Source organism: Mesorhizobium sp. M1338 (assembly GCF_040318045.1).
GTDB lineage: Bacteria > Pseudomonadota > Alphaproteobacteria > Rhizobiales > Rhizobiaceae > Mesorhizobium.
In genome coordinates, this window is sequence record NZ_JAMYLL010000035.1 from 1 (window position 1) to 12995 (window position 12995).

14 protein-coding genes are annotated in these 12995 nt (G+C 63.3%); 1 reads left to right on the top strand and 13 read right to left on the bottom strand.

The features are described 5' to 3' along the window. The first annotated feature begins 108 nt into the window (after positions 1-108). Positions 109-273, top strand: coding sequence for a hypothetical protein (locus tag NKH19_RS24130; protein ID WP_352872135.1), 165 nt, complete (start codon positions 109-111; stop codon positions 271-273). A gap of 61 nt (positions 274-334) precedes the next feature. Here NKH19_RS24130 and trmB read toward each other — a convergent pair whose 3' ends face one another. The 13 genes from trmB to NKH19_RS24195 form a co-directional block, all read right to left on the bottom strand. Next, positions 335-1036: a tRNA (guanine(46)-N(7))-methyltransferase TrmB gene (gene trmB, locus NKH19_RS24135; protein ID WP_352872134.1), complete on the bottom strand. Its 702-nt coding sequence runs from the start codon at positions 1034-1036 to the stop codon at positions 335-337. A gap of 23 nt (positions 1037-1059) precedes the next feature. Continuing rightward, positions 1060-2325, bottom strand: a complete 1266-nt coding sequence (gene metK / locus NKH19_RS24140) for a methionine adenosyltransferase (RefSeq protein ID WP_352872133.1) — start codon at positions 2323-2325, stop codon at positions 1060-1062. A gap of 169 nt (positions 2326-2494) precedes the next feature. Then, the gene (locus NKH19_RS24145) at positions 2495-2914 is read right to left on the bottom strand and encodes a helix-turn-helix domain-containing protein (RefSeq protein WP_352872132.1); all 420 of its coding nucleotides are present in this window, start codon (positions 2912-2914) and stop codon (positions 2495-2497) included. A 138-nt stretch (positions 2915-3052) separates the two neighbouring features. Beyond that, the gene (lnt, locus tag NKH19_RS24150; protein WP_352872130.1) at positions 3053-4645 is read right to left on the bottom strand and encodes an apolipoprotein N-acyltransferase; all 1593 of its coding nucleotides are present in this window, start codon (positions 4643-4645) and stop codon (positions 3053-3055) included. Between the two features lie 103 nt (positions 4646-4748). Next, the gene (locus tag NKH19_RS24155) at positions 4749-5219 is read right to left on the bottom strand and encodes a VOC family protein (RefSeq protein WP_352872136.1); all 471 of its coding nucleotides are present in this window, start codon (positions 5217-5219) and stop codon (positions 4749-4751) included. Positions 5220-5235: 16 nt separating this feature from the next. Beyond that, positions 5236-6330 carry a hemolysin family protein gene (locus NKH19_RS24160; protein WP_352872129.1) on the bottom strand — a complete coding sequence of 365 codons (1095 nt, stop codon included), beginning with the start codon at positions 6328-6330 and terminating at the stop codon, positions 5236-5238. Between the two features lie 28 nt (positions 6331-6358). Further along, on the bottom strand, positions 6359-6859 hold the full coding sequence (gene ybeY, locus NKH19_RS24165; protein WP_352872128.1) for an rRNA maturation RNase YbeY: 501 nt from the start codon (positions 6857-6859) through the stop codon (positions 6359-6361). A gap of 18 nt (positions 6860-6877) precedes the next feature. Then, complete coding sequence (locus NKH19_RS24170; protein ID WP_023758127.1) at positions 6878-7870, bottom strand: PhoH family protein; 993 nt, start codon at positions 7868-7870, stop codon at positions 6878-6880. An 83-nt stretch (positions 7871-7953) separates the two neighbouring features. Beyond that, complete coding sequence (miaB, locus tag NKH19_RS24175; RefSeq protein ID WP_352872126.1) at positions 7954-9363, bottom strand: tRNA (N6-isopentenyl adenosine(37)-C2)-methylthiotransferase MiaB; 1410 nt, start codon at positions 9361-9363, stop codon at positions 7954-7956. A 73-nt stretch (positions 9364-9436) separates the two neighbouring features. Next, on the bottom strand, positions 9437-10237 hold the full coding sequence (gene olsA, locus NKH19_RS24180; RefSeq protein WP_352872125.1) for a lyso-ornithine lipid O-acyltransferase: 801 nt from the start codon (positions 10235-10237) through the stop codon (positions 9437-9439). A gap of 20 nt (positions 10238-10257) precedes the next feature. Further along, entirely contained in the window at positions 10258-10752 is a 495-nt protein-coding gene (gene rimI, locus NKH19_RS24185; protein ID WP_091579544.1) for a ribosomal protein S18-alanine N-acetyltransferase, read from the bottom strand. An 86-nt stretch (positions 10753-10838) separates the two neighbouring features. Next, positions 10839-11516, bottom strand: a complete 678-nt coding sequence (gene tsaB / locus NKH19_RS24190) for a tRNA (adenosine(37)-N6)-threonylcarbamoyltransferase complex dimerization subunit type 1 TsaB (RefSeq protein WP_352872124.1) — start codon at positions 11514-11516, stop codon at positions 10839-10841. Positions 11517-11624: 108 nt separating this feature from the next. Further along, positions 11625-12731, bottom strand: coding sequence for a DUF1513 domain-containing protein (locus tag NKH19_RS24195; protein ID WP_352872122.1), 1107 nt, complete (start codon positions 12729-12731; stop codon positions 11625-11627). Positions 12732-12995 lie beyond the last annotated feature (264 nt).

Below are 12995 nucleotides of genomic sequence, written 5' to 3' on the forward strand. Positions count from 1 at the left end.
GTCCATCCAAAGCATCCTTCAAAGAATCAGATGCTCTCGACAGATTCAGCTCCTAAACCCCTTGTCACGCGTTAACTCACCCGATCGCCCTGCCGAAGGGGCACGACCATGACCAACCGCAAGATTTTATCCGCCATAGGCGAGCTCTTCACGACATTTGGCAGCGCGGTCGCTGCCTCGCGTGCCGTGGAAGCAGGCCGCAAGCCGCGCGCTGACGACCTGCGCAAGCTCGGAATGGATCTGGCTGTATTCAACAGGATCGGTCGTTTCTGAATTGGGCGAGTGGACGAAGCTAACCTTCGCAACGGCCGGAGGCTAGTGGGCGTGAGCGCGCCTATGTTCTGACAAAAGTGAGATAGGCCGGCCGCCGGCCCTCACGAATGGCCTTCGCTTCATAACGGGTGCCCGGCCAGCCATCATAGGGCCGGTGCCAATCCGCCGCCTCCGAAGCCTGCCACGCGAACGCACCATGCGCACGGCAATGCAGCAGGGTCCAGTTGACATACGTGTCGATATCGGACGCGAAGCGGAATTTTGAACCCGGCTTCAGCACCCGCGCGAAGCGCTCGAGATTGACCGGGCTGACGAAGCGCCGCTTCCAGTGTTTCTTCTTCGGCCAGGGATCGGGATAGAGCAGGTCGATACCGTCCAGCGAGGCTTGCGGCAACCAATCCAGCAACCGGGTGGCATCGTCGTCATAAACCCGCAGATTGGCGAGCGGTTTCTCTCGCACCGCCATCATCATCTTGGCCATGCCGTTGACGAAGGGCTCGACGCCGATAAAGCCGACCGTCGGCGCTTCGGTCGCGCGATGCAGCAGATGTTCGCCGCCGCCGAAGCCGATCTCGAGGCGAACCGCCGAAATACCCGCTTCAAACAGAACGTGCAGATCGGCCGGCGGTTCAGCCGTCAGATCGAGCCGATATGTGCCGAAACCGCTTTCCAGTGCCGCCGCCTGCTGCGGACGCATGGTCTTGCCGCGCCGGCGACCGAAGAAGGCTTCGGTCGCGCGGCTTGGTCTGTCCTTCGGATCCATGGCGGGACTTTGCGGCGCCGCTATCAGGCGGCGACCGCGTCCTTGAGCGCCTTGGCGAGGTCGGTCTTCTCCCAGGAGAAAGACCCGTCGCGGCCGGCCTTGCGGCCGAAGTGGCCGTAGGACGACGTCTTGGCGTAGATCGGCTTGTTGAGATCGAGATGGCGGCGGATGCCGGATGGCGACAGATCCATCACGCTGCGCAGCGCCTCCTCCAGCTTTGCCTCGTCGACCTTGCCGGTACCGTGCAGGTCGACATAAACCGACAGCGGCTGGGCAACGCCGATGGCGTAGGAAAGCTGGATGGTGCAGCGGTCGGCGAGTTTCGCCGCCACGACGTTCTTGGCCAGATAGCGTGCCGCATAGGCCGCCGAACGATCGACCTTGGTGGTGTCCTTGCCGGAAAAGGCGCCGCCGCCATGCGGTGCGGCACCACCATAGGTGTCGACGATGATCTTGCGGCCGGTCAGGCCGGCGTCACCGTCCGGCCCGCCGATGACGAACTTGCCGGTCGGGTTGATGTACCACATGCAGTTGTCGGCGATCTTCAGCTCGCCCAAGGCCTCGCGGATATAGGGTTCGACGACCTTGCGGACCTTCTTCGAATCCCAGCTCGCATCGAGATGCTGCGTGGACAGCACGATCTGCGTCGCCTCGGCGGCCTTGCCGTCGACGTAGCGAACGGTGACCTGGCTCTTGGCGTCCGGCCCGAGCTTGCCGGCTTCACCGCTGCCTTCGTGACGGGCAGCTGCCAGCAGTTCGAGGATCTTGTGGCTGTAGTAGATTGGCGCCGGCATCAGATCCGGCGTCTCGCGGCAGGCATAGCCGAACATGATGCCCTGGTCGCCGGCACCTTCTTCGCCCTGACGGTCGGAGGCGTTGTCGACGCCCTGGCCGATATCGGGCGACTGACCGTGCAGCAGGACCTCGATCTTCGCCGTTTTCCAGTGGAAGCCGGCCTGCTCATAGCCGATTTCGCGGATCGCCTTGCGGGCGACCGACTTGAACTTGGCCGGATTGACGACCGGATGGCCGGCGGCATCCGTGAGGATGTTGCCTGCCTTGTCCTTCTTCAGCAGCGTCTCGGGGACGCGCACCTCGCCGGCGATGACGACGCGGTTGGTTGTCGCAAGCGTCTCGCAGGCGACACGGACTTTCCACGGGTCCATGCCGGTCTTCTTGGCTTCGCGATAGACCAGATCGACGATCTCATCGGAGATCCGGTCACAGACTTTGTCGGGATGGCCCTCGGCAACGGATTCCGAGGTAAAGAAGTAGTTCTGCCGCGTCACGGGTGTCCCCTCTTGAAAAACGATCGGCAGGCTGCCGATTTTGGCGCGCCACGTGTTAGCGGGGCGAAGCGCCGCTCGTCAAGCGATGCTTCGGTTCTGGCATGAATGTCGATGCAGTTATCTTGTGCCACCGGCGGCAGGGCGCCGCCGGTCCAAGCGTGATTGCGGATCAGTCGGCATCGTCGGTCGAGAGGGACTTGATCAGGTCTATGATCCTGCGGCGCACCTTGGCGTCGGCGATCTTGACAAAGGCCCGGTTGAGCTGAAGTCCTTCGGGACTGCCGCAGAATTCGACGGCGAAGGCCATCGACGCATCCTCGGCAAATCCACGGCCCGCCACGGCCTCCTGGCCGGGCGCATCCTCGAAAAAGAAGGCGACAGGCACGCCTAGGATGGACGCGATCGCCTGCAGACGGCTGGCGCCGACGCGGTTGGTGCCCTTTTCATATTTCTGAATCTGTTGAAATGTGATGCCGAGGTTTTCTCCCAGCTTTTCCTGGCTCATTCCAAGCATGTTGCGGCGAAGCCGGATGCGACTGCCGACATGGATATCGATCGGATTCGGTTTTTTCTTGTTGTCTTCTGTCATTTTTTCCTCGCCGAATTTTTTCGGCTTTTCTATTTTTTCCTGCCCAAACGAAGCCGGAGGCAACTGCCCCAACAGAACGATCAACCGACTTCGAGAAATATCAGGCGCTTACAGTATGAGTTTCTAATGTGTTGGCTGTCAATTCACCCGTAGCCTCTGCCTTACGCTCAAAATTGCGGCCGCAATGGCAAACAGCAACATGATCAGCATTCCGTTAACGCGTCGTTGGCCAGGAGAGATAACCGCCTGTTCGGAAATCGGCACATGGGCATCGATGGCGCCGCGGGCGTCGATCGCCAGCGCGTCGACAATACGCCCGCGCGGATCAACCACGGCCGAGATGCCGTTGTTGGCCGCACGCAACAATGGCAATCCATTCTCCACCGCACGGATCTGGGCCTGCCTGAAATGCTGATACGGACCCGGCGTGTCGCCGAACCACGCATCATTGGTAACGTTCACAATAAGCTGTGCTGACGTAGCGTCAACTGCCACAAGATCGGGAAAGATCACCTCATAGCAGATAAATGGCAATGCACGGATGCCGTCGGGCAGCGTGATGGCGTGCCGCTCGTTTCCGGCCGCAAAACTCATCGGCCCGGCAACCAGTTGCTCGATGCCGAAACGCTCGAGCAGATCGGAGAAAGGCAGATATTCGCCGAACGGCACAAGGTGAACCTTGTCGACAGCATCGGAGATTTCACCCTTGTCGTCTATCGCGACCACGGAGTTATAGTAGCGGCTGTCGGCATTCGCGGCCGAGCCGCCTTCCTCGCGGACGACGCCGGCGATCAGCATCTGGCCGGGTGCCAGCATGTCGCCCAGCGCCGTCAATGCGTCCGGACGCTCCGTGAAGAGGAACGGCACCGAGGTTTCGGGCCACAGGATCAGTTGCGGCTTGCCGTGCCCCGGGTCCGGCGCCTTGGCCGACAGCCCCACCAATGTTGCGAAGATGCGGTCGCGCACCGAGGCGTCCCACTTTTCCGACAGGTCCACGGCCGGCTGGACGATGCGGACGTCCAGGCTGTGCGCCGCCGGCGGTTCGGGAGCGGCAAGCCTGACATAGCCGAAGCCGACATGGGCGGCGGCGAGCATGGCAAACAGCCCGGCGCCGAGACGCAGATGCCGACGCGTCGCCAGCAGCGCCGGCAGCGCGAAGACGAACACCGCGAGCGCGTTCATGCCGATCATGCCGGTCACCGAGATGCTTTGCATCAGTAGCGGCACGGGCATGGCCGCGTAGCCGATGGCATTCCAGGGGAAACCGGTGAACAGGAAGTCGCGCAGCCACTCCGCCAGCCCGAAGCCGAAGGCAAGGGCAGCGATGCGGCCGATGTCGCTGCTCCACAAGAGCCGGGCAACCATGGCCGCAAAGCCGTAGAAAAAGGCGAGTGCGAAGGGAATGCCGACCGCCGCGAAGGGAAGCGCCCAGGCAAAGCTGTCGGCCTCGACCAGCAGGGCCGAGCCGATCCACCAGAGGCCGGCAAGGAAATAGCCAAAGCCGAACCACCAGCCGACGGCGAAGGCCGGTCGCAAGCGACGGAACAGGCTGCCGGAGGCTTCGCCGGTGGCGCCGTCGAGCAGCCAGACCAGCACGGGAAACGAGATGAAACAGGCGGCGAAGAAATCGTAGGGCGCCTGGCCAAGCACGGCAAACGCACCTGCGATAAACGCCACGAGCGCGCGCCGCCAACCCCAAAGCAGAATTATCCGGCCGGCAAGGCGCACCATGCATACTTCCGAGTCGCGCGAATCAGGACGCAAGATTTAACAGGCCACGGTCCGCGGGCCAAACGCCGGATGGCAGGCCGCGATGTAAGCTCCGGTCACCACTCTACCGGTGCCAGCCGTCGATTTGAACGCCGCCCAGCCGTTCGGCCTCCTCGCGCGGAACCGAACGGATGGTCTGCGTGAAGGTCCAGACATGGCCCTCGGGATCGCGCGCCCGATACTGGCGTTCGCCATAGAACTGATCCGCCGGCTCCTGGACGATCTCGGCACCCTTGGCCCTGGCACGCTCGCAATGGGCATCCAGACCGTCCTTCAGCTTGACAAGGACCGACTGCGTGTTCTTGCCGGCGACCGAAGCCGGGCTGGCGACGTAATCGATCCATTCGGAATCGACGATGATGTGGCCGTCGCCAAACCGCATCTCGGAATGGACGAGCTTTGCCTCGGCATCACTGACCACCATGCTGCGCTCGAAGCCGAAGGCCGCCTCAAGCCAGTCCAGCGCGGCCCGAGGATCCTTGTAGAACACGCCGGAGCCCAGGCTTGCGCGCTTGAATGGGTCGTCGACCGTCACCGGGCGAGCGAAACGCTCACGCCTGTTCGGCACGGGCCGTGGCGCGCCGGCGGCGCTCGCCCTTCTGGCTCTGTACGATGCGCACGCGCTTGACGCGGCGTGGATCGGCATCCAGCACATGGAATTCGAAGCCGGGAATGGCTTGAACCACCTCGCCGCGAGCCGGGACGCGGCCAAGCGTATTGAAGATCATGCCGCCTATGGTGTCGACATATTCGCCATGTTCGCCGGCGGCGAAATCCCCGCCGATCATCTTGGCGACATCGTCGATCTCGGCCTTGCCGTCGACGATGAACACGCCGTCACCGCTCTGGGTGATCATCGGCTCATCATCGTCATGCTCGTCCTCGATGTCGCCGACCACCATCTCGACGATGTCCTCGAGCGAGGCAAGGCCGTCGGTGCCGCCATATTCGTCGATGACAAGCGCCATCTGCGTGCGCGTCGTCTGCATGCGGCCCATCAGGTCGGAGGCAAGCATCGACGGCGGCACGAACAGCACCGGGCGGATCAGATTGAGATCGCCAATGGTGCGCGCGAGGTCGACCTGTGCGAGATCGAGAACCGTGGCGGCGGGGGTTTTCCTGGTCGCGCGGCCCTTTTTGACGCGCGCGATCTTGGTGATGTGAGCCAGTACGTCACGGATATGGACCATGCCGCGCGGATCATCGAGCGTCTCGGAATAGACCGGCATGCGCGAATGGCCGGATTGTTCGAAGGTGCCCAGGAGGTCGCCGAGCGTCGTCGTGATCTCGACCCCCTGGATGTCGGCGCGCGGCACCATGACGTCCTCGACGCGCACCTCGCGCAGCCGCAGGATGTTGTTGAGCATGGCGCGTTCGCCGGGCGAGAAGGCCCCGGCGTCGCTCGTCGTTTCGGCAAGCGCGTCGGCAATTTCCTCACGCAGGCTGGTTCCGTTGCGTTGCCTAAACAGGCCCAGAACGCGGTCGAACAGGGAGGGACCGGCGGGCGATATTTCGCTGGCAACGCTGCCGGTGCTGGCAGCACCAGAGGTAACGGTACTCGGACTTGATCCCTCTTCCGACTTATCGGAAGCCTTGGTCGCACTGCCGGCGTCGGGGCGGGCGGCAGTCTCTGGTTTGTCGTTCATCGTCGTCCGGTCAATTGGTCAGAAGTAGTTACGCGTAGGGATCGGGAATGGCAAGCCTTGCGAGCGCAGCACGTTCGATGGCTTCCATCGCCTCGGCCCCGGCGTCGGTCTCGTGATCGTAGCCCAGCAAGTGCAGCAGGCCATGGATGACGAGATGGGTGATATGGTTCTCGACAGGCTTGTCTTCCAGTGCCGCTTCGCGCGCGACCGTCTCGGCTGCCAGCACGATATCGCCCAGCATCGGCGGCAGCGGGGCTCCTTTCAGCAACGGAAAAGCCGGGAAAGACAAGACGTTGGTCGGTTTGTCCTTGCCGCGCCAACCGGCGTTGAGGGCCCGGATATGGGCATCGTCGGAAAAAACGAGGCTGAGTTCGGAACGGCCCGCCACGCCGGTCTCGGCAAAGGCAGCCGCGACGGCGCGATCGACCAGCCGCGTCAGGTTTGCCTCATCGGGCCATTCGCCCGCTTCGACAGATATATCGATGTCGACGGGAAGTGCCCCGTCGCCGGATATCTTGTCCTCAGGCATGAAGCCGCATCGTCAAAATCAATTCTCGGCGCCGAGGCCGCGCGCCAGTTTGGCATCCCGGTCATAGGCCCTGACGATTTCCGCCACCAGCGGATGGCGAACGACGTCGCCATCGTTGAAGCGCACGGTGACCGCCCCTGCCACGCCGTCCAGCACACGCAAGGCTTCGACCAGGCCTGATTTGGTGTTCGAGGGAAGGTCGATCTGGGTGGGATCGCCGGTGACGATCATGCGCGAGTTCTCGCCGAGACGGGTCAGGAACATCTTCATCTGCATCGGCGTGGTATTCTGCGCCTCGTCGAGGATGACCGCGGCGTGCGCCAGCGTGCGGCCACGCATGAAGGCGAGCGGCGCGATCTCGATCACTTCGGCGGCAATGGCGCGCTCGACCTTGTCGGCCGGCATCATGTCGTAAAGCGCGTCATAGAGCGGCCGCAGATAGGGATCGACCTTTTCCTTCATGTCGCCCGGCAGGAAGCCGAGCCGCTCGCCGGCCTCGACCGCCGGCCGCGACAGAATGATGCGCTCGACCATGCCGCGCTCGAGCAGCATCGCCGCATGCGCCACCGCGAGATAGGTCTTGCCGGTGCCGGCCGGACCGATGCCGAACACCAGTTCCGACCGCTCCAGCGCCCGCATATAGGCGTCCTGGTTGAGCGATCGGGCATAGATCGTCTTCTTGCGGGTGGCGATCTGGGCGGCTGAGACCTTGCCCTTGCGCTCCAGCGTCGGCAACGTCAACTGATCGTCGGCGGCGATTGCCATGCGCACGGCGCCATCGACGTCGGACTGGCCGATATCGACGCCCTTCTGGAGAATGCCGTAGAGGTTGTCCAGGGCGCGGCGCGCCTGCTCGGCGGCTGACGCCGAACCCTTGATGGTCAGCTGGTTGCCGCGCGAGCGGATGTCGACGCCGAGCTTCTGCTCGAGCCTGGCGAGGTTTTCGTCGAACTGACCGTAAAGGGCGCTGGCAAGCTTGTTGTTGTCGAAAGTCAGAACGATATGCGCCATATCAGAAGCCCCGGATGCAGTGGTCTGGGGCAGATTCTTCACTTCCGCAGCGCTCAACCGTCTCTCCTTATCTGCCGAGACCCTCAGGCCAATTCGGCGAACAGGCTGTTGTAGCCCGTCTTCGTGATTCGCACCTGGATAATGTCACCGATTTCGCCGGCCTTTTCATCAACAATAACCGGCTGCAGCCACGGCGAGCGGCCGACCTTCTGGCCGGCCTGGCGGCCGGGCTTCTCGATCAGCGTGTCGATGGTGCTGCCGACGAGGCTCAAGCCGAAATCCTGCTGCTGTTTCACAAGCAGGGCCTGCAGCCGCTGCAGACGCTCGTCCTTGACGGTTTCCGGCACATGATCGGGCATTTCAGCGCCCGGCGTGCCGGGACGCGGCGAATATTTGAACGAGAAGGCCGAAGCGTAGCTCACCTGACGCACCAGTTCCATGGTCGCCTCGAAATCCGCTTCGGTCTCGCCGGGGAAGCCGACAATGAAGTCGCCTGAAAGCGCTATGTCAGGCCGGGCAGTGCGGATGCGGTCGAGCAGCGCCAGATAATCCTTGGCCGTATGCCGGCGGTTCATCGCCTTGAGGATGCGATCGGAACCTGATTGCACCGGCAGATGCAGATAGGGCATCAACGCCGGCAGATCGCGGTGGGCGGCGATGAGTTCGTCATCCATGTCGCGCGGGTGGCTAGTGGTGTAGCGCAGCCGCGCCAGGCCGGGAATTTCGGCCAGCCTGAACAGCAGGCGGCCAAGGCCCCATTCCTCGCCGTTTTCGCCGCGGCCATGCCAGGCATTGACGTTCTGGCCAAGCAGCGTCACTTCGCGCACGCCGGCTTCCGCCAGGCGCTCAGCCTCCGCGACGATCTGTGCCACCGGCCGCGAGACTTCCGAGCCTCTGGTGTAGGGCACGACGCAGAAGGTGCAGAATTTGTCGCAGCCTTCCTGCACGGTGAGGAAGGCGGTGACGCCGCGCTTGATGACCTCGGCGCGCTTCGGCTGCGGCAGGTATTCGAACTTGTCCTCGATGGCGTAGTCGGTCTCGACGATCTTCTCGCCGCCGCGCACCCGCGCCAGCACATCGGGGAGCCGGTGATAGGTCTGCGGGCCGATGACCAGGTCGACGGCCGGCGAACGGCGGAGGATCTCGGCGCCTTCGGCCTGCGCCACGCAGCCGGCGACGCCGACCAGCATCTCGCGGCCGGCCAAGGCGCGTTCGGCCTTCATATCGCGGATACGGCCGAGCTCGGAATAGACCTTTTCCGCCGCCTTCTCCCTGATATGGCAAGTGTTGAGCAACACCAGGTCGGCCTCGCCGATGGCATCGGTCGCGGAATAGCCATCGGCGGCGAGCGCATCGCTCATACGCTGTGAATCATAGACGTTCATCTGGCAGCCATAGGTCTTGATGAAGACTTTTTTCGCCGCCGTTGAAAGCACCTCCGGCTGTCCGGCCGCGGTGCGGATGTCGTCGCTTTCGATCGTGTTCAAGTCCATCTGGCGGCTTCTAACGCCTTTCCGTGACAAAAAACAGACCATTCTCGGCATGCGCCCACGAGCGCGGCCGGGGCTAGCGGCTCGGGCGCGGATCGGCAAGCGCTGCCTGCATCATCCCGCGCACCTGACTTTCCATCAGTTTTGACGTTTCCTTGCGGTTCGAACCCTTGGAAAAAGCAATCGCCTCGCCGAAATGCACCTCAACGTCGAGGGCCCCCTCCGCCAGCAACACCTTGAGATGCGGCATCAAATCCTCATCGCCGATCCAGGCTGCAAGCGGGCGGTGGCGTCGGCCGAGCGGCACGCCATGCAGGCGGGTATAGGCAATCGCCACCGGCTGGATGAAGACCTGCTCGGCCGCACCTTCCGAAATCGCCATCGACGCGGCGCCAAACAGCGTGCTCTTGAACGGCAGGACGATGTTGCCGTCGCCTGTCGAGCCCTCGGCGAACAGCACCATGGCGTCGCCTTTGGCCATGCGGCTGGCGATCTCGCTTGCCTGGTCGCCCGAGGACCGCTTGCGCTCACGCTCGATGAACACGGTGCGCTGCAGCTTCGACAGCATGCCGATCAGCGGCCAGCCTTCCATATCGGCTCTGGCGATGAATTTCACGTCGGCAAATGAGCCGAGCACCATGATGTCGGTCCACGAGATGTGATTGGATGCCACAAGCAAAGGACGCTTGGTCGATAGCGTTCCCTTGACATGGATGCGCATGCCGAGCGCGCTGATGATCAGCCTGTGCCATATCTTGAGGATGAAGGTTTCCGGCCACCAGCCGGTCTTCATCGACAGTATCTGCAAGGGCACGAGGACCAGCGAACCGGCGACGACGAGGCCCAGCGCCAGGAAAATCCTGATTTTCTTGATCATCGCCCTATCCCGGCCTCTGGCTAGCGAAGATCGCGGCGCATGACAAGCGCGCCGGTCGGTCCGCGTTCCGGCGACTTGTAGTAATTCGGTCGCTTGCCGACCTCGCGGAAGCCCAGCCGCCGATAGAGCGCGATCGCCGCGACATTGGTCTCGTCGACCTCCAGGAACAGCGCTTCGGCACGCTGCGCGTGCAGTTCGCGCAGTACCGCGTCCATCAATTGCCAGCCCAGCCCTTGCCGGCGGTGCGATCGCGCCACCGCGACGGTCAGTATCTCGCCTTCGCCGGCCGCGAGTCTGGCCAGCACGAAGCCAACGGGCGGCTTGGAGCCCTGTCCGGTTTCGCGCGCGGCATAGCCGAATACGGTGTCCTGTTCGAGCAAGGCAGCGAATTCGCCATCCGTCCATGGGCGGACAAAGTCCTCGCGATGCAGCAGCGAGACCGCCGGGCTGTCGGCGATCTTCAGCGGCTCGAGCGCATAGTCCCGGCGGCGTGGTTGGAGAAAAGGTATGCGCATTTAGTTTTCGTTTTCTTGATTGACCATGATCTCTGGACAAAACGGTTTCCCGTTTGTCCGAGAAAACCGACATCGACTTTTCGGGATCATGGTCTGAGCCTTGCTAGTATAAATCCGGCCTGCGGCTTGGCGTCGGCGCCGCGCAAGTAAAGCGGTTTTGGCCTTTCGCCCGGACCCTTGGCGGCAGCCAGGCCGGCGTAGGTGACAATGTCCGCCGTGGCTGTCCGAGGGCCGATATCGAAGCCGCCCCCCGCCGATGCGACGATCAGCGCCGCCGCGGTACCGGCAAGCACCGAAGAATTTTCCGTCGCCATCGCCACGACGTCAGCCAGTGTGGCCACAGCCGGACCGTAAGTCAAAGCCGACATTTCATCGTAGAGGGCGGCATGGATTTCCTCGCGACCCGCATCGAGCGCCGCCAGCACGGCGCGGCCGGGAAATGCCGCTGCTGCTTCAGCGGCCAGCGCCTCGAGCGTCGTCACCCCGATCGCGGGGATCTTCAACGCCAGCGCCAAGCCACGCGCGGTCGAGACGCCGACACGCAGACCGGTGAAGGAACCCGGGCCGACCGAAACGGCGATGGCGCCAAGACCGGCATAGTCGGTGGCACTTGCCTTCAGCGCTTCGGCGATGACGGTCATTAGGTGCTCGGCATGGCCCTTCCCGAGATCGAGCACCGAACGGGCAAGCTCCTGCTTCGCCGCCGCGTCATAGACGCAAGCGGCGCAGAGGTTGGCGGCACAGTCGATGGCAAGCAGTTTCATGAAGCGACCGGTTCGAAAAACAATTCCCTGTGCCCGCCATGGCCCGCCACCGCAAGGGGATAGTGCATAATTCGTTAAATGGCTTCGCTTCGGCCCGGCAGGAAATATCTACGCCGCCTGTTCGATGCGCAGCATGTGGTTGTCCCAGACATAGTCCGGTTCGGAGCGTGTCGCACCGCTGCCCTCGACGATTTCGCCGGCGCCTGTGGTGGCCATGAAGCCGGTCCCGTCGGGCGCCACGCCGCAAACCTCGACCAGTGCGCTGGCCGAGACGACCCGGCTGCTCGTCGAATCGATCACGACAAGCGAATTGCCTTCCGGCGACGAGACGGCGACGGTGCCGGCAAGCGGATTGACGGCTACCGAACCGATATAATTGCGGAAGCCGGACAGCACGTCCCGCGGCATGTCGAGGAGCTGCAAATCCTTGCCGCGCGCGGCGCGGCCGACCAGCAGCGGACGATCGGTGCCCGGCCCCCGGTATTGGCAGCCGAACCAGACGGTGCCGGACGGGTCGGCGTCCATGTGGCGGATCGACAGCTGGTGCAGCGCGGCCGGCAATTCGTGTTTCTCGATGAGATCGCCGGTGACGCGGTCGATGAGCACATAGGACGGCTTCATGGTCGCGATGTTGAGCTCGGCGCGGCCGTAATCCGGATGGGTCTCGATGCCCCCATTGGCAACCGCGATCGTCCTGCCGTCGCCCAGCAGCAGAAGCTCGTGCGGACCCATGCCATGGGTCGGGAACTCACCGATGCGGTTGAACTTCGCCCGGGCGTCGTAGATGCCGACCACACCGGCAGCGTTGTCGAAGTCGTTTTCGGTGGCGTATAGCAGCGCCCCGTCGGGCGAGAACGCGCCATGGCCGAAGAAATGCCGGCCGGCGATGCTGGCGATGGTCAGTGGTGCGTCACGGCCGGAATGATCGAAGACAACGGCGAACGTGCCGGGCTGGCGAGCGAAGACCACCGAACGCTTCGATATGGGATCGAAGGTGACGTCATGGCCGCGATCAGGCAGGTCGATCGCGTGCAGGATTTTGCCAGCCTCGGACAGGACGGCGGCGCCATAGCTGCCGTCGCGCTTGACGAAGGCGGTAGCGAAGACGGCGTCCGCCGTAAGCGTTTTTGCCAAGGCCGACGGCGTCATTGCGGCGGCAAAGCCGATACCCGCAGCCCTCAGGAAATCGCGGCGATCGATGAGGGAGGTTTTCAAGAGGCGATCCTCCCCTGCACTGGCTCGCTCCAAGACAGGGTGATTTTTGCGGATCGGAGCTGACGCTTGGCACCTACCGGTTCTTGGAATGATCTATCGCAGACGTTGGAAGTTGGCCGAAGCCTCCGGAATTTCGTCATCCACGGGCGGAGCAGGAGCGAAGCGACGTCGCGGAGACCCGAGGATCCATGCCGTGACCTCGACCGTCGGGTGCAACGGAGCAAAATTCTGGACCGCGGCAGCGCTTTGAAGTCGCGGCATGGA

What these genes read in the sequence shown, in the direction of transcription:
- NKH19_RS24130 (WP_352872135.1), top strand. Translation starts at nt 109, where the DNA reads ATGACCAACCGCAAGATTTTATCCGCCATAGGCGAGCTCTTCACGACA.
- trmB (WP_352872134.1), bottom strand. Translation starts at nt 1,036, where the DNA reads ATGGATCCGAAGGACAGACCAAGCCGCGCGACCGAAGCCTTCTTCGGT.
- NKH19_RS24145 (WP_352872132.1), bottom strand. Translation starts at nt 2,914, where the DNA reads ATGACAGAAGACAACAAGAAAAAACCGAATCCGATCGATATCCATGTC.
- lnt (WP_352872130.1), bottom strand. Translation starts at nt 4,645, where the DNA reads ATGGTGCGCCTTGCCGGCCGGATAATTCTGCTTTGGGGTTGGCGGCGC.
- NKH19_RS24160 (WP_352872129.1), bottom strand. Translation starts at nt 6,330, where the DNA reads ATGAACGACAAACCAGAGACTGCCGCCCGCCCCGACGCCGGCAGTGCG.
- ybeY (WP_352872128.1), bottom strand. Translation starts at nt 6,859, where the DNA reads ATGCCTGAGGACAAGATATCCGGCGACGGGGCACTTCCCGTCGACATC.
- NKH19_RS24170 (WP_023758127.1), bottom strand. Translation starts at nt 7,870, where the DNA reads ATGGCGCATATCGTTCTGACTTTCGACAACAACAAGCTTGCCAGCGCC.
- miaB (WP_352872126.1), bottom strand. Translation starts at nt 9,363, where the DNA reads ATGGACTTGAACACGATCGAAAGCGACGACATCCGCACCGCGGCCGGA.
- olsA (WP_352872125.1), bottom strand. Translation starts at nt 10,237, where the DNA reads ATGATCAAGAAAATCAGGATTTTCCTGGCGCTGGGCCTCGTCGTCGCC.
- rimI (WP_091579544.1), bottom strand. Translation starts at nt 10,752, where the DNA reads ATGCGCATACCTTTTCTCCAACCACGCCGCCGGGACTATGCGCTCGAG.
- tsaB (WP_352872124.1), bottom strand. Translation starts at nt 11,516, where the DNA reads ATGAAACTGCTTGCCATCGACTGTGCCGCCAACCTCTGCGCCGCTTGC.